This is a genomic window from Gilliamella sp. B2838, from assembly GCF_026536185.1.
GTDB lineage: Bacteria > Pseudomonadota > Gammaproteobacteria > Enterobacterales > Orbaceae > Gilliamella.
In genome coordinates this window covers 249,216-264,981 of sequence record NZ_JAFNOO010000003.1, presented here as the reverse complement: position 1 = coordinate 264,981, position 15,766 = coordinate 249,216, and the positions used below count along the sequence as shown (strand labels likewise).

17 protein-coding genes are annotated in these 15,766 nt (G+C 31.5%); all 17 read right to left on the bottom strand.

The features are described from left to right. Nucleotides 1-25: 25 nt before the first annotated feature. The gene (locus J3U63_RS04975) at nucleotides 26-484 is read right to left on the bottom strand and encodes a PFL_4695 family integrating conjugative element protein (protein ID WP_267347939.1); all 459 of its coding nucleotides are present in this window, start codon (nucleotides 482-484) and stop codon (nucleotides 26-28) included. 65 nt (nucleotides 485-549) lie between these two features. Further along, entirely contained in the window at nucleotides 550-1,320 is a 771-nt protein-coding gene (locus J3U63_RS04970; RefSeq protein ID WP_267347872.1) for a TIGR03759 family integrating conjugative element protein, read from the bottom strand. A 9-nt stretch (nucleotides 1,321-1,329) separates the two neighbouring features. Then, nucleotides 1,330-2,127: a hypothetical protein gene (locus tag J3U63_RS04965; protein WP_267347873.1), complete on the bottom strand. Its 798-nt coding sequence runs from the start codon at nucleotides 2,125-2,127 to the stop codon at nucleotides 1,330-1,332. Continuing rightward, a complete protein-coding gene (locus J3U63_RS04960; RefSeq protein WP_267347874.1) occupies nucleotides 2,124-2,693 on the bottom strand; it encodes a hypothetical protein in 570 nt (189 codons plus the stop codon). The genes J3U63_RS04965 and J3U63_RS04960 overlap by 4 nt, the downstream gene beginning before the upstream one ends. A gap of 549 nt (nucleotides 2,694-3,242) precedes the next feature. Further along, nucleotides 3,243-3,479 (bottom strand): hypothetical protein, encoded by a 237-nt coding sequence (locus J3U63_RS04955; RefSeq protein WP_267347876.1) that lies wholly within the window; start codon nucleotides 3,477-3,479, stop codon nucleotides 3,243-3,245. A 142-nt stretch (nucleotides 3,480-3,621) separates the two neighbouring features. Then, nucleotides 3,622-4,896: an AAA family ATPase gene (locus tag J3U63_RS04950; RefSeq protein ID WP_267347878.1), complete on the bottom strand. Its 1,275-nt coding sequence runs from the start codon at nucleotides 4,894-4,896 to the stop codon at nucleotides 3,622-3,624. A gap of 1 nt (nucleotide 4,897) precedes the next feature. Then, nucleotides 4,898-6,922: a DNA topoisomerase III gene (locus J3U63_RS04945; RefSeq protein ID WP_267347879.1), complete on the bottom strand. Its 2,025-nt coding sequence runs from the start codon at nucleotides 6,920-6,922 to the stop codon at nucleotides 4,898-4,900. A gap of 336 nt (nucleotides 6,923-7,258) precedes the next feature. Beyond that, the gene (locus J3U63_RS04940; RefSeq protein WP_267347881.1) at nucleotides 7,259-7,483 is read right to left on the bottom strand and encodes a helix-turn-helix domain-containing protein; all 225 of its coding nucleotides are present in this window, start codon (nucleotides 7,481-7,483) and stop codon (nucleotides 7,259-7,261) included. A 63-nt stretch (nucleotides 7,484-7,546) separates the two neighbouring features. Beyond that, nucleotides 7,547-8,080, bottom strand: a complete 534-nt coding sequence (gene ssb, locus J3U63_RS04935) for a single-stranded DNA-binding protein (protein ID WP_267347882.1) — start codon at nucleotides 8,078-8,080, stop codon at nucleotides 7,547-7,549. Nucleotides 8,081-8,145: 65 nt separating this feature from the next. Further along, a complete protein-coding gene (locus J3U63_RS04930; RefSeq protein WP_267347883.1) occupies nucleotides 8,146-8,571 on the bottom strand; it encodes a hypothetical protein in 426 nt (141 codons plus the stop codon). Nucleotides 8,572-8,573: 2 nt separating this feature from the next. Then, nucleotides 8,574-9,107, bottom strand: a complete 534-nt coding sequence (locus tag J3U63_RS04925) for a DUF3158 family protein (RefSeq protein ID WP_267347885.1) — start codon at nucleotides 9,105-9,107, stop codon at nucleotides 8,574-8,576. A gap of 20 nt (nucleotides 9,108-9,127) precedes the next feature. After that, nucleotides 9,128-9,793 (bottom strand): PFL_4669 family integrating conjugative element protein, encoded by a 666-nt coding sequence (locus J3U63_RS04920; protein ID WP_267347887.1) that lies wholly within the window; start codon nucleotides 9,791-9,793, stop codon nucleotides 9,128-9,130. Between the two features lie 123 nt (nucleotides 9,794-9,916). Next, a complete protein-coding gene (locus J3U63_RS04915; protein WP_267347889.1) occupies nucleotides 9,917-11,176 on the bottom strand; it encodes an STY4528 family pathogenicity island replication protein in 1,260 nt (419 codons plus the stop codon). 10 nt (nucleotides 11,177-11,186) lie between these two features. Beyond that, nucleotides 11,187-11,786: an STY4526/YPO1902 family pathogenicity island replication protein gene (locus J3U63_RS04910; protein WP_267347890.1), complete on the bottom strand. Its 600-nt coding sequence runs from the start codon at nucleotides 11,784-11,786 to the stop codon at nucleotides 11,187-11,189. 14 nt (nucleotides 11,787-11,800) lie between these two features. Then, on the bottom strand, nucleotides 11,801-13,435 hold the full coding sequence (locus tag J3U63_RS04905) for a ParB family protein (RefSeq protein WP_267355822.1): 1,635 nt from the start codon (nucleotides 13,433-13,435) through the stop codon (nucleotides 11,801-11,803). A gap of 13 nt (nucleotides 13,436-13,448) precedes the next feature. Beyond that, nucleotides 13,449-14,780: a replicative DNA helicase gene (locus J3U63_RS04900; protein WP_267347892.1), complete on the bottom strand. Its 1,332-nt coding sequence runs from the start codon at nucleotides 14,778-14,780 to the stop codon at nucleotides 13,449-13,451. A 40-nt stretch (nucleotides 14,781-14,820) separates the two neighbouring features. Then, nucleotides 14,821-15,717, bottom strand: coding sequence for a ParA family protein (locus tag J3U63_RS04895; RefSeq protein ID WP_267347894.1), 897 nt, complete (start codon nucleotides 15,715-15,717; stop codon nucleotides 14,821-14,823). Between the last annotated feature and the right edge of the window lie 49 nt (nucleotides 15,718-15,766).

Here is a 15,766-nt window from a genome sequence, read left to right as displayed (position 1 = left end):
TATTATGTTAACATCTAGGAAAAACTTATTGTTCAACGCTTGTTGCTGTAACTAAAGCAGGATATAGTGTTAATTGAAACTTCTCTGCTAACTCATCACCAGGCATGGCATATATAGGGATTTTAGTAATAGATTTTAACATTTTAAGCTGATTGACATCATTTATGTTGACGGCGACCCCCACTAACCCATCAATCGCTTCTAGATCATTATTTCTTGCTTTTAACCACTCAATTGAAAGATCATCAGCACCTAAAATGATAAAAGGATTTAATGTGGGATAATCAACTTGATAAGACTCAAACCTACCTACAGAAAGTTTTTCGCTGTGGACAGGTAAATATGTTCCTTCATCAATTTTCATGTTTTCTGGAGCTAAAAACTGCTGTTGCTGTTTGCTATATTCATCTTGAGGATCTAACATATCATAATATATTCCCATTGAATTCCCGCCATAGTCCCTAATAACATTCAAATCAGCCATTGCAGAATGTGTAGTAGTTATAGAAATGATAAAAATTAAACTCAATGCTCTTTTGAATATAAACATTACAAATCACCCAATTCAATTTGTCTCCACTTACCATCTTGATTTTGTATCAAAATAGGCAAGGTATTTTTTCCTAAGTGTTCCCATTGACCATTATTGTGATTTAATGTAATTTCACCACTCTTTACTCTATCAAGAGGAAGATGATTTAGGTTGGCCCACTTTTGGACCGCTAGATCATCATGTTTGGTATTCAACAAATAAATATCAATTTCCTTGTTAGTTTTCAATGCTTTACCTAATAATATTTCTCCCCTGACATTATCATTAACATCGATAAATAAAACTATTCGTTCCCCCTCATAATTTAGAGGTGCGACAAAATTAGGATTATCATCCAGTTCGATGGGTAATGTGTTTGGATAAAGTTGCTTAAACATACGATTATAAATTCGTTGAAATTCAAGTTCTTTAGCAGTACGTTCAAATTCTTTTTTTACGAGAAGTTTTGCGTAATGTTCTCGTTCTTCTTCTGTTTCAGATTCAACGCCAAGAGTTGTTAGAGGATCAAGATTAGGAGACCAATATCGTCGCCCTTTTTCATTAATAAGGTTTTCATATTTTTGCCATTCTGTAACTGTTAATCCCCAAAAAGATGCTTTTTCTTTAATTTTCTCATCTTGCGTATTCCTAGATTCCTTATCAAATTTTTCAACTGATTCAGATTCAGTGGAATCGGTATTCTTAGAAACTAGGTGAGAATTAGCTAATAAATTCCAAGAAATAAAACTTAATAGCAATAACAAGCATATTTGTTTTTTTAGTATCATATTTACACCTTAATCTATCGTTAGAGTATAAGCTTGTTGCTTACTATTTATTAATTTCACCGAATTCTTATCAATTTTTGCAACTTTCCAAGAATCTAGCTGATCACCTTCATTTACAAATTTTAACGATGATAAAGATGTAGCATCTTTAGGTAGAAATACAGCCACTAACTCACCTGATCTAAATTCAATGCTAGACAATTGATATTTGAAATTTATTAAACTTGCTGCTTTATTCTCTGTATTTTTTCGTGTTGTATCTGTTGATTTATTATTATTTGATAGCATCATTGTGATTTTTTGGATGATTTGTTGTTTAAACTGTTCGAAAGATGTAGCAATACCATCTAATGATTCTTGTTGCATTTTTTGAACATTTTTAACTGCGTCTAATTCAATTTCAATATTTGTTATAGCTGTTTCAAGATTATCTAATTTGCTATCGAGATTTTGATCATTTAGAATTAGTTGTAATGACATTATATCCTGTTGACTACGTGCAGAGCGTGTATTCAAATTATCATAATCTACATTGATTTTTTTTTGCTCTAATTGAATTTCACTTAATTTTTTTTCTAATGCATTGATATTATTTACACTTACATTATTTGTGTTTACTTTTTCCAATAATTCGTTGTAGCTATTGGATATTAATTGATAATTATCATAGTTATTGAGAGATAAAAACAACGTTATCGCTATTAATGTAAAAAAAATTGCAAATACACCACATATCATAATTACCATTTTTTTAGTTATAGTAACTGGTCCGTTTATATTTAATTTATTTACTAACGTATCCTTCATTTTTTACTTCCTCTAATATCAATAGTATTTTTAGAATCTTTTGTTTCTATTATTTTCGGTGGGACTTTATAGGTATCAAGTTGAGGTTCTTGTTTAACTGAGGATATAGGTTGTTGTTTTCGAAAATATCCCTTTTTTAGTTGAAAGCAGATCTCTCGTTCTACATCGTCAACAACTAAATTCCAAGCAGGCCCAGCCATAACATATAGAGCATCATTTAATGAAATTGGTCCAATTTTATATTGAACCTTGGGTAAAGTACTTTCATAAAGAATATTGATATCTGAGTTAGTGCAAAGAGAATAGCCCGATTGGTTTAACACATATTCCATTCCATCTTTAACCGTTAAGTTTAAATTTTTAGGTAGTGAAATATTTATAATTTGCTCTAATACATATTTATGAGTTGGATCGTCTAGTTCAACAATGGTATATCGATCTGTCTGCAAAACTTGGGTAGACTTAGATTCTATTTTAGTTTTAGAGGCAATAGTTTTAGAGTTATTTGTACATCCCATTAATACAAATATTGGAAGTAATGCTAGCATAGAGATAGCGATTTTCATTGTATTTACCCTTAGATATATAATGTGTAGAAAGTAGAAAGGTAAAATGCAATCATGGATGAGTAAACAAATAAATCAATTCTGAGTATAACAAAAAACCCATTTATCAAAATGGGCTTCTTGTTTTTTTGTATATATATAATTAATATAATTAGAATTGAAGATAACTCAATAAAAGTGACGAAATGCACTTTCCCCTCAAAAATCATGCAATTTCATACACATTTTCGATTCGCTATTAAGTAAGCTGAGTTGAACCGAATAAATAAGTCTGTTTCTAAACAGTCTTATTTGGCACGCGTTAACGCACTAAGGGCTACTGATTTTTTACCATTCAGTTTTGGTGTTGTTATTAGTCATTATAGAACAAACAAGGTAAATACCACTGTTTTTCCTGCTACAATGGTATTTACCCTGAACTGAGTTCTTTATTGTATACATTTAAAAAATTGAAAAGTGAATCAAATAAACTCTGATAAACATAAAGCCCTATCGGTTTTTATGCATATGTTGTAACTTACACAGAGTTGTTACAATCATCCGTATATTTTATGGGTTTCTCTCTAGATTTTTCACTGCCTTTTGCATATCACGAAATAATTCAGGATCACCTTTAGTATCCCATATCATTACTGTCTCACCATTTTCAACTTGACTAAAAATCTCAGTAATTTGCAGTTCTATTTGATATTGTAAGATCGCACAAGCACGACAAAAATCAAAATCTTCATAATTATCAAAGTCATTCGGATGAATCCGATGAATATTTGATTTTTTTTGTTTCATAGATCATTTTACTCTCTAATTGGTTTAAGACGTTATATTAAACTTAGCAAAAGTCAATGTAAATAATAAATAAAACTAATGAGAAAAATAAAAAATCAAACTCATAAATCTAATATCAAATCTGATTGAATTAATCTTTATATTAATAGTCCGAATAATCCAACTGTGGTCCATTACGCTCATAAATTTCATTTCGAACATCCGAATCATCATCACATTCCTCTATCGCATTTTTTAATGACTTACTCAGATAGTTTCGGGCTTTAATGAGAGATTCTCCTGTTAAATCATCTTTAGTCACTCTTATCATCCCTAAAGCCACATTAATAATCTCTTTAATTTCGGCTGGAGTTGTTCTATCTAATGCATCCCCTAAGTCTTTATCACTGATATAGCAATCTTGCGGAAGATACATTTTGGCGCACTCAGCTGCAGCTTTACTTCTAAATGCGCTAACAGAAATAATTTTATCAATTCTACCAGGTCGTTTACTTATTCGAGGGTCAATTCTTTTAGGATAGTTAGTTGAAAATATAACATATGTACCAGCTTTATTCCTTGGTGTTAGACTACCATCCAAAAAACTAAGTACTGAAGCATTGGCTTTATATAATTCATCAATTTCCTCGGCAATAATTAGTGCTGGTCTTTGTTTTTTTGCTGCCTCTTCACAAGCTAAGAAAAAACTATCTCCCGTGGCATAAATAACCACAACATCATTTCTATGAATAACAGATAAAGCTTTAGCGATAGTGGTTTTTCCAGTGCCAGGAGGTCCAGTTAACAACACTTTTCTCATACCGGATTGACCATAACGGGTATAAAGATCAATTTCAGTAAAAAATTGGTTAAAATCATCCTCTAAAATTTTATATCTTGGATGATTAGAAAATCGTTTAAATTCTTCTAATGTTTTTGGTTGAACTCTCCAGTAGCAAGCTGAATTATTATAGTAAGATATTTCCCACACACCTTTTTTGGGTAAATTTCTTATGATCTTCTTTGTTCCTGTATCACAAATATCATGTAATAATAACAATGCTTTCTCTGTACCAATTGTGTATTCAATTGATACTTTAGAGTTCAATACAGAGCGTAAAATATGAACTGTATGCTCATTATTAAGTTTAATTCTAAAAAAACCCGATGCATCATTAAACATAAGACGTCGCCCTTTACCTGTTTTTATAACAACAGGTAAAGCATTTGATGACATTAAGGGAGATGGCAATCGCTCTATATCAAGAAGGCTACAAATTTTATTTTTACGTCGATTAATGAGAATATCGCTGATTTTACGAAAATAATCTGCATCTTTTACGAGGACACCAAAATCTTCTGGATAAAGACTTTTATGTAAATCAATGGCGTGTTGCCACATTGGTATTTTTTTTAGTGTTTTAGATTTAACGCTCATACTAATCATCCCTTCTTTTCAAAATAGGCTTACCTTTCTTGTCTGCAAAACATGTAAACTTACAGCCTTCTTTGTAACGTGAGCAACCAAACCACGTATATGATCCTTTTTTACTTTCACCTTTGCGTTTTATCAGTTCACCACTACTGCATTCAGGGCATCGAAACGATATTGCTTTAGTCGCATATGTGTTTTGAGCTAAAACGGTTGTTCTATGTGTTTGTATCAACTGATTTACAAAAATATATTGCTTACGCATAAATTCGCTTTGCTGCTGTTTACCCGAGGCAATATCTTCCAGTTCTTGTTCCCATAACGCAGTCATACCAGGATCTTTTAAAACTGAAGGTAAAGCATCTATCAATGCGTAAGCAATATTCGTTGCGATTATATTTTTCTTTTTTCTCTCAATATAGTTGCGTTTTTCAAGTGTACCGACAATATTGGCTCTTGTAGCTTCAGTTCCTATTCCTGATGTTTCTTTCAACATTTTTTTTAATTTTGGGTTTTCAACATATTTTGCAATTTGCTTCATTGCATCAAGCAAACTACCATCATCAAAATGTGCTGGAGGTTTAGTTTGTAATGCTCTAATATCCGTCTTTGTAATACTACAAATATCACCTGACAATAATGATGCTGGTAATTTTTGCTTATCATCAACATCTTCAGCATTTTCGATGTTTTCATTAACGAATAACATTTTCCAACCACGTTCAACTTGAACCGTTCCACGGGCCTGAAATTTTTCACTAGAGCTTGTTAAATTAACCACTGTTTTATCAACCTCACTATGCACCATGAAGTTAGCTAAATAATGACGTCGAATCAAATCGTAAACTTTAAGTTCATCGTCACTAAGCTGTGATAATTCAGCAATCTTAGCAGTAGGGATTATCCCGTGGTGGGCAGTAACTTTTTTATCATTCCAAACACGAGATTTGAGTTCTAAATTGACGCTTGTCAAAAACTTGGCCATTTCTGGGTCATTTTTCATAATAGCAGAGACTATCGTTCGAGCTTCATCAAACATTGACTCAGGTAAATATCCGCAATCAGTTCTTGGATAAGTTGTAAGTTTATGAGTTTCGTAAAGTGATTGTGCAACATCCAATACTTGCGTCATTTTCATACCGTATTTTTGGGAGCATGCTTTTTGTAAATCGCTTAAACTAAAAGCTAAAGGTGGGGCTATTTTAACTCTCTCAGTGTTAATATCTGTCACTTTTGCTTGTCCAGAATTTTGTATTCTCTGGGCTATTTGTCGTACAAATGATTCATTCAAACATCGCCCAGCATCATCGATATATTCTTTAGGGATCCATTTTGCATTGAATGATTGAGATGTTTTAGATAAATGAATATTAATATCGAAGTAGGGTTTAGGTTTGAAATTCTTAATTTCCCTATCTCTATCAACAATCAATTTCAACACTGGGGTTTGAACTCGTCCTACTGACAATACGCCATTAAATCCTGCATTTCGACCAAGCAAAGTGAATAATCTGGTACTATTTAAACCAACAAGATAATCTGCTTTTGCTCGTGCTTGTGCAGCTAAATATAGTGGATAAGTTTCACTTGCTCCCTTGAGATTGCTTAGTGCTTTTTTTATGGAAACATCATCAAGAGCTGATAACCATAACCGTTTTGTTACACCTCGCCAATTTAATCGTTCAAGAAGTGTCCATGCAATCGCCTCCCCTTCTCTATCTGGGTCTGTAGCAATCACAATCGTTTTTGCTTTTTTTACTAACGATTGAATAACTTTATATTGCTTTGATGTTGTCTTCTTAACATTATATAACCATTCTTGAGGTAAAATTGGCAAATGATCGATATTCCAATTTTTAAATTTTTCATCATAATATTCTGGCTCTGCAAGCTCAAGTAAGTGACCAATACACCAAGTAATACATGCTGAACCATCAGCACTACGATTAAACCCATTATCTTTTATCGTTACTCCGATATGATTTTGAATATCTTTTGCCTGACTAGGTTTTTCGCAAATAAATAAAAGCATAATATATCCTCATATATTTTAATTATATGAGAATATCAATTAGTTTATTGATAACTACATTTAAATAGAAATCAAATTGAATAAATTAAAATAATTTATTCAATTAAAACACATATTAAAATAACCAGCATATAAAAAAAGCGCAAACTTTGCGCATTTTACTTAATTTTAAGAAACGGATTATTCATTCAAGCTTTCATGTTTAGTGTATTATATTTTTTATTCGAGTAACCCGTTACTGTTAGTAATGATAAAATAACTGTAAGTATTAAAATCTTATCCAAAATTTATGATCCTTACTCTAAAATAAAAATGTCTACTGCCAATAACTTTCTCTTAGTCATTATTAGTAACTGGCTTATAACGACTAGGCCAAATTTTTTCTACAGGAACTTTTAAATATTCTGCAATAATTCTTTCGTATTTAGGGCAGTGACGGTATAACGCATTTCTCAATGTATCTGGACTTAAACCACTACTGCGAGACAATCCCCTTAATGTAAAGCCTCTGATTTTTAATTCACCCACTACTCTTGATGGAACCCAGTCTTTATTTCTCATAGCAATCTCCAATTTAAATCCTATCCACACCACTTTTATTGAATCATTAGTCACTTTTAATAACTAAATAACATGAATCATATGCCTTGGATACATCATACCGTATCGAGCAAAAGGTATATCGTCATCAAAATCCATTGACGGTTCATTAGATGGTGTTTCTTGCTGTTGTGCAGCTGCCGGCACTGAGGATTGATTATTTGCACTTTGTCCCAAATTTTGCGATGTAGTATCATCCAACTTACTATTAAGTCTACCTAGAATTTGTAATGTTCCATTAATATTAACCACGACCTCAGTTGTATAACGATCTGTTCCTGATTGATCTTGCCATTTCCGAGTTTGAAGCTGTCCCTCAATATAAACTTGCATCCCTTTTTTAAGATATTCGCCAGCAATTTCAGCTAATTTACCAAACACGACAATTCGATGCCACTCAGTTTTATCTTTTGCTTCACCAGTTTGCTTATCTTTCCAAGTTTCCGATGTTGCAATACTAAAATTTGTAACAGCTCCACCATTGGGTAAATAGTGCACTTCAGGGGTGGTTCCTAAATTGCCTACCAAAATTACTTTATTGATTCCTCGACTTGCCATTTTAATGCTCCTATATATTAAATTTGTTAAAGTTAAATACCATTACTAGGCATATTTTTCCTTATTTACATATCAAAGTGGTTATAGTAAATAACCCCATCAGCACACAACCAACCATTATTTGCAAGTGGAAAAATCAGAAAATTAACAGTCCCTTTTGATATCAATTTGCAATTATTTTCAGTTTTAAATATTAGCCATACATTTTGATTATTAAGTAATCCAAGATGATTACTTTCATTTATTGAATAACTTAAGGAAAATGCCCATGATATTATTAAAATAATAATAGCCAGTAAGTTTGATTTTATGCTTATAAGTAATACAAAAATAAATACAACTAAAAAAATAATATTGAATATGCTTAAAATACTTATTAATTGATGATTGGATAAATCGGTTGTTAGATAAAGAGCAATATTCGAAACTAACATCAATTGTATGCTTACCATAATAATAAAAAAAATTGACCCACTATTCTCTGTTTTCATTTTTACTTATCCATACAGGTTTTATCATCAAATTGATTCAACTCATCAAATTTAGGTAACATTTCATTGATTAAATGCCTGATTCGAATACATATCCTCATTTGAAAATTTAACGTTAAACGATCAACTTCCAGTTGCCGAATAAATTTTTTATCCTCATAACTCAAATTGTTTTGTTCCAAGGCATCTAATATCAATTGTTTTCCTTCAATTTCAGTACGACTGGTTTTACCATCAACAATGACTATTTTCTTATACTTCCAACTTAAATACACTGAACCATTGGATAAGCGTCTTTTTTTTAAATAAAAAGGTAAATACTTAATTGGTAATTTATCCTTTGTGTCATTGATGAGTCTTTCTGCAATATTTTCTAATCTAGAAAGGTAGGATTCAATTTCTTGTAAAATAGTTTCATATTCCCCCTTACCTTTAAAAGGCTTTAAAAGGCCTTTTAGGGATAGATATTGTTCTGCAAATTGATAATCTAATAGAGAAAGTGTATTTGCATATTCATCTTTATAAAACTTATTCATTAGATAAACACCTTATTAAGTTAGTTCATGATTGATATAGTTCTGTCTCGAATTTTATCTGCATTTAATATTTCTTCTGGTACAATTCCGAATAGCTCAATAGCTTTAGTTGCTAACGGGGTATTATCAACAAAATCTTTTCGAGTTACGCCTAGGCGTTTATATTTAGTTATATAAGTAATTAACGAACGTAATTCATGAGCAATCATATTTTGCCTATCTGATGCATCACCACCTTTGATTAATGAAATATGCTTAGCTAGCTGAACTTTTCGGACAAATAAATCAAATTTACACAGTAAAAATACTAATTGATAACCACTAGGTACATTAATAAATAAGCTCAGATCGACGGGTTTAACTGATGTCGCATCACTTATTTTAAAACCAGACGGTACTGATTTAAGTATTTCATCAATACGATAATTCTCAAGCTCTAATAATTTTTCAATTTTAGTAATATGTTCATAGAACTTAGTCAATCTAATGTCTGCATAGGGGTCATCAAGACGTGTTGCTATTTCAATAACTTTTAAATAAGCAATAGCTCTTGTCATACTTTGAATCGGATGCTTATCATCAGTTTTTTTTCTGCCATACCAGATTTGAATTGCGGGAACACTATGAAGCTCTATTCTAATATCGCTTCGTAAAACACCTACTTGATTGGTTTCAATTGTTTCCATGTAAATACTCCTATTTAAATAAAATAAATTTTAAGTAACAGTAAATTAACTACTCAGCTCACTGTTACCCCCCGTAACAGTAAATTAACTACTCAGCTCACTGTTATCCCCCGTAACAGTAAATTAACTACTTAGCTCACTGTTACCCCCCGTAACAACACTTTTAGGGTTAACCTCAAGTAACATATCTTTCAATGGGTTCAAAAGTTCCTCTATCTTTTCTTTGCTAATCACCCTCTTCTCAACAGGTAAGTTACTTAAAATTTTCTGTTTAGGAACTTCATCTGTTGGGGTATTTAACGTGATTAGTGATGTTTTCTGATTACTTGTTGGAATGAGGTTATATTCACCTCGAGCGGCTTTTTGTATATTTGTCACAAGATAAGCAGTCATATTTTTTATTTTAGTAATATCTTTCTGAGAGATCGTTTTAATTACATTATTGGCAATTTGTATATCTAAACTATTTTTAGTTATCGCACTGATAACATCATTCAATCCTTGCCCAAGACAAGCTTTGATATTATCTGGAATATCTAACAAAATATTACTATCAGTAGTACTACTATATAAACTACTAGTACTACTAGATGAATCATAACATGATGATTTTTTTGGTAGTTTCTTTTGGGAACTCTGTGAATTCAGACTCAGTTCACTTTTGGAACTTAGTTGTTTTTTACTTAATTCCTTTTGAAAACTTGGTGTTTTTTCACTTAGTTTCTTTTGGGAACTTAATAAATTCTGTAAATGATTGAGTAACGATGATGCAATATTATTAAAATTGTAATTTATATCGGTTTCAGTTTTTGCATCGTTAATGTGCAAAAAAATGTCTTTTTCTGATTGAGTGCTTTTATTGATATACGTGCTAACTAGATTGTATGCCAACATAGCTAATGATTTTGTAATGCTACTTTTATTTAGCATTGATGTTAAAATATGTATAACACTTTCATCAATTATCTTTTCAAGAGGCAGTGCTGTATTATGAAGAATATAAATATTACCCATAATTTGACCATTACTACTGCTTCGAATCATTCTAAATGACAACCAGCCTGATAAAACTAATCTAGAAAGTATTTCTCGCACAGTTTTTCTAGACAATGTACCTCCTTGGTTCCCCCACAACTTTTGTAAATTATCGTAAGTTGGAAAATAGTTACTGTGCTTGTATTTTTGTAGTTCAATATACAACCGTTGCCAAGCATATTTATCTAATGAAGTAATTGAATCGTCTTCTAATAAAGCTCGAGGCATTGAGTCATATTGATTGCCTGCAAAAAACATAGCAATCTTTTCATCAGAAGAATCGCTTTTTATCTTCTGTTCTACCAACGCATTGCGTAATGAGTTAATTTGATTTTCGAAATCTACCATAATTTTTGATTTACAAATTACTTGAATTAATTAATGGCTCTAGTTCTTTAATTACCGATGTCAATGTTAACGGTTCAATATTATCATCGCTCATTATAGAAACATGTTGAGTAATATCCATATAAACTAATAAACGATTTAAATCATCATTTATTAAAATATCGGAATTTTCATTTTTTTTAAGCTGCCATTGTTCCCAAATAACTATTTTTTCCGCATCGTCAGGTTTCCTAAAACGCCCCTTTGATACAGTTAAATCTTTAAGTTTCCTTGAGCAACTAATATCAGATGTTGATAATCCAAAATATTTATTTAAAATTTCTATAGATGCGCCTAGTGAATATGCTTTATCAATAATATGACTTCTTTCTTCAAATTCTTTTGCTCTTGCCAATACAACATCAAATAATTTTGTATTTATGGTAACTTGTATCAACAGCACTGGTGAGTTTGCAATATAAGTAATTTGTGAATAACTCAATTCTTTCATTTGCTTTAAATGTTCAATAGTAAATCCCATTTCAATTAATGACTGAATTTTTCCTTCATTAATAAAATTATGGACCATATTCAGGATCGCTAAATTTATATTGTTACTGACACTTACCATAATATGCCTCATATTTAATGTTGTTGGTTTAAAAACTCGTTATAAACTCGGAATAAACGAATAATTCGTAAAAATTTAATCACTACAAAATCATTGAATTCAGTGATTAAACAATATAGGCTAGCAGTTTTTTCAGTTGGTTCTGTAAGTAAGGATGATAACAACTCATATGCTATGCATTTTTTACGATCAGCTTCGTCTTCAATAGTAAGCTTGTTAAACGCAATGACGGGTAATTTTGATTTGTCATTCTCATCAATTGAAAATGCAAAAGATTCTTTATTAATTCTTAGCTCATCAAATATATCAAGTACATGCCCTGCTATATCTCGAAAAACATATTCATAATTAGTAGCTTGTTCTGGCAATTTCCATAAATCTAAAATAGGTGTTCTTTCTGTTTTACCATAAGTATTTAAATTAGCACTGAGGCTGTATGCATGTGGATTAATTTTTGCTAAATCTGTAGATTCAATTATTTCTTTTATAACTGAGTTAACATCAGTTCCGTCATGTACAGTAATATCGCCACTCGGTGAAACAGTATAAGAGGGTTCAGGATCATCATCGGATATTATTGTTGGATTTATCTCTTTTTTAAATGAAATTTGGCCAACTTTAGTAGATTGTTGGCTATTAACATCAGTTTCAGATGAAAAATCCTGTTGCAATTCATCTTTTTGTATTGCAGCAACTTTCAATGTATCTACTTCACCTTGTTCAGTATTAGCGTCATTTTTGCTAACATCGATTGGTGACAAGTTTTTCTTTATCCCTTTATGTTTTTTCTCTTCTAATTCAAATTCAAAAAGCTGATAGCTTATGTCCAGCAATTTTGCAAAATAACCAAACATCTCGTCTTGCAAACGGTCATAACTAAATAATTCGGGATCATAATCAAATTCACTTAATACTAAATTAAAACCTTCAACAAAAGCATTGTCATCATCATATTTTTCCGAACGTTTATATATATCCGAACATATACTTCTTAACATTAAAATTTTTTCTATTTGATTTCGACTCAATCCCAATTTCAGGATCTCCGGTATGTAGGGATACAAATAATCAACTGTATTGAGCATTTTAGTGATTAATACATAAGAAATAGGATACCCGTGATTTTTTAACCTTTCACTTAACTCTCGTGAAGAAAGTGTTTTGCCAGCTTCTTCTTCATACAAAACTTTACTCCTAGCAACGCCCAATGCTTTTTCTATAAATGTATAATCATTACGAAGTCCATTTTCGGTTAAATGTCCAACAATAGATTTCAGCTCTCCCCCCCAGGGGCGAAAAAGACAATTAATTGTATAAAAGCGTTTATCACCAGTTTCATCATACAATTCCTTCAAAATTTGTAATCGTGTATTTCCTCCATCTGAAATTACATACCCTTCCTCTCCTGGCATTTTTGTAATTACAGGTGCATTATCAAGTCCTTTTTTGCGAATAGATTCTTTAATATCTTCATATAATTCATTTTTTTTCAAGCGTGGTAATACCTTGCTAGGTCTTAATTCATCTAGATTTACTCGCATAGGCATTTCATTCAATGTAATTTTAGTGGTCGCCCGATCACCGTCGGGAAAACCTGTAGACATACGTTCACGCATAACGTCTACAGATGATTTTTGTTCTACCATCATATTAATATATTCCTTAAACTAAATTTTGATAATGCATATATGGCCCATCAAATTTGACTACTACTTTACCTGTAGCAGCATTACGAGCTTTGGCCACAATTAATTCACCTGTTCCTTTACATTCACTGTTTTCGTTATAGACTTCATCTCGATATAACAATATTACTGTTGTCGCATCTTGCTCAAGACTGCCAGATTCTTTCAAATCAGACAAAAGAGGATGTTTATCAGAACGAGATTCAACTGAACGGTTTAATTGTGAAAGCAGAACTAAGGGAATATTGAAATCCTTACAATGAATTTTTAGTTGTCTACTAATATTGCTCACTTCAACAGCACGATTTTCATTGTTTTTTTCACCTGATGACATTAACTGCACATAATCAACTGCTACAAATGTTGGTTGACCATATAAGCGTATATAACGCTGAACTTTACGTCTAAAAATACTAGGAGTTAAATGCGCATTATCATCAATAATAAGAAATTTTTTTAACTTCAATAAAATTGCAATTGCTTGAGAAATTTTTCCGTAATCACTATCGTCAAGATTTTTATTCTTTATATCGATAAACGGTACATGAGCTAATGCAGCTAATAATCGCAACATTAATGATTGTGAATCCATTTCTAAACTAAAAACAAAAATAGGTTGTTTAGGTAAATTTGGATTGTCATTAAGCGCTATTATTTGGTTGTATATCATTGAAATAAGAAACGCGGTTTTCCCCATAGAAGGCCTTGCTGCAATAATCGTAATCTCTTTGGGTTCCAACCCACCTATTTTAGAATCTAAGTTTTTAAAAAATGTTGGAATAAATGGAGAGTGTTCTGTTTCCAAAAATGTCATAAGATTACTCAACATTGCGGGTATAAGTTGCTCATCTTGATTATCTATGGCATGTCCCAGCTGAAAAAGTTCGGATTCAGTTTTTGCTATAATCTGATTACTGCTATCTGAATCACTAAATGATGCTTTTGAAAGATTTTTTATCAATGTTTTCGCAATATTATTAGCACTACGAGCTTTTGTATAATTACGTAAAATTGATACATAGTACTTATAATTTGTTGCTCTTGGTGTATCTCTAGTTAACTCAGCTAAATATGCTAACCCACCACAGCTCCTAAGTTTTTCTTCGGAAAGAGCCTGAGATACTGTCAAAATATCAGCATTCTTACCCTCTTGTATTAAAGAGACTATAGCATCGAAGATCAATTTGTGTTGTGGTATATAAAAATCATCCACTTTTATTTCAAATGAATCATCGATACTGCTATTATCGATTAATAATGCACCTAATACAGATCGCTCAGTATCATTAGAATAAAATTGCTTATTCATATAATCACCTTAATATTTATTAAAAACAGGAATAAAATGATTAATGAGTAATTTCAATTTTCATAAATTCGTCAAACTTTAACTTGTACTTCGGCAATAGGTGTTGACACAAATAATAAATATCTTCTTTGATACTTTGAGCCTGTGCTTTTGTTATTTTATAAGGGTGTTCTACTTTATTTGTTGGTTCGGTATAATGCTGAAACGCTGCTATACCAAGAGATGCAGCAACTTTGTAACTATTTTTCTTTTTAATATCTTTATCTAAAACAGTAATTTGAAAAGGTAGCTGTGACAGAGATTTGATTTGTTGGTTAAAGAGTTCTTTTATACGACGGCAATCGTTATTTTCTTCTACTCGGTTAAAAAAAGTATAGACGGGCGGTAATACAATGCCGTAATCAGTGAAAGGAATCAAACTTCTAAACAAATTAGAAATAGTACCACGTAGGTATTCTCGAACGCCTGGCATGGAAGGATCTAGCGGAGATAAAACCACATCAGAAGCAAGTACTGCCATGTTAACAGTTGGATCAATTGTTCCTACAGTATCAATGACTATAACATCATACTCACTTTTGAGAAGTTTTAAGCATGATTTTAGACGTATAATACCGTCGGCCGAAGCGTTTAAATGTGAAACGATTTCTTGTCTAACGCTGTTTGATGACATAACATCTAAATTTTTTGTTGTCGTCGCAGATATTAGTTTATCTAAATCTGTTTCATGCATTATAAGAAATTCATAAACGCCAAATGGCGCTTCTTTTTGCAATGGAAAATATGAACAAGCTGTTGGCTGCTCTAAGTCAAAATCTAATAATAATGTTTTTAAACCTGAATGAGCTATAAAAGCCGCAATATTAACCGCTGTAGTAGATTTGGTAGAACCGCCTTTCGTATCGGCTATAGTGATAACTGTTGCATTTTTTTTCATGATATTAACCCTTAAAAAATTAAAATTTATTAAACATTAAAATCATGAT

Coding starts and splice junctions, on each gene's coding strand:
- J3U63_RS04975 (WP_267347939.1), bottom strand. CDS start 484: ATGGCTGATTTGAATGTTATTAGGGACTATGGCGGGAATTCAATGGGA.
- J3U63_RS04970 (WP_267347872.1), bottom strand. CDS start 1,320: ATGATACTAAAAAAACAAATATGCTTGTTATTGCTATTAAGTTTTATT.
- J3U63_RS04965 (WP_267347873.1), bottom strand. CDS start 2,127: ATGAAGGATACGTTAGTAAATAAATTAAATATAAACGGACCAGTTACT.
- J3U63_RS04960 (WP_267347874.1), bottom strand. CDS start 2,693: ATGAAAATCGCTATCTCTATGCTAGCATTACTTCCAATATTTGTATTA.
- J3U63_RS04955 (WP_267347876.1), bottom strand. CDS start 3,479: ATGAAACAAAAAAAATCAAATATTCATCGGATTCATCCGAATGACTTT.
- J3U63_RS04950 (WP_267347878.1), bottom strand. CDS start 4,896: ATGAGCGTTAAATCTAAAACACTAAAAAAAATACCAATGTGGCAACAC.
- J3U63_RS04945 (WP_267347879.1), bottom strand. CDS start 6,922: ATGCTTTTATTTATTTGCGAAAAACCTAGTCAGGCAAAAGATATTCAA.
- J3U63_RS04940 (WP_267347881.1), bottom strand. CDS start 7,483: ATGAGAAATAAAGACTGGGTTCCATCAAGAGTAGTGGGTGAATTAAAA.
- ssb (WP_267347882.1), bottom strand. CDS start 8,080: ATGGCAAGTCGAGGAATCAATAAAGTAATTTTGGTAGGCAATTTAGGA.
- J3U63_RS04930 (WP_267347883.1), bottom strand. CDS start 8,571: ATGAAAACAGAGAATAGTGGGTCAATTTTTTTTATTATTATGGTAAGC.
- J3U63_RS04925 (WP_267347885.1), bottom strand. CDS start 9,107: ATGAATAAGTTTTATAAAGATGAATATGCAAATACACTTTCTCTATTA.
- J3U63_RS04920 (WP_267347887.1), bottom strand. CDS start 9,793: ATGGAAACAATTGAAACCAATCAAGTAGGTGTTTTACGAAGCGATATT.
- J3U63_RS04915 (WP_267347889.1), bottom strand. CDS start 11,176: ATGGTAGATTTCGAAAATCAAATTAACTCATTACGCAATGCGTTGGTA.
- J3U63_RS04910 (WP_267347890.1), bottom strand. CDS start 11,786: ATGGTAAGTGTCAGTAACAATATAAATTTAGCGATCCTGAATATGGTC.
- J3U63_RS04905 (WP_267355822.1), bottom strand. CDS start 13,435: ATGATGGTAGAACAAAAATCATCTGTAGACGTTATGCGTGAACGTATG.
- J3U63_RS04900 (WP_267347892.1), bottom strand. CDS start 14,780: ATGAATAAGCAATTTTATTCTAATGATACTGAGCGATCTGTATTAGGT.
- J3U63_RS04895 (WP_267347894.1), bottom strand. CDS start 15,717: ATGAAAAAAAATGCAACAGTTATCACTATAGCCGATACGAAAGGCGGT.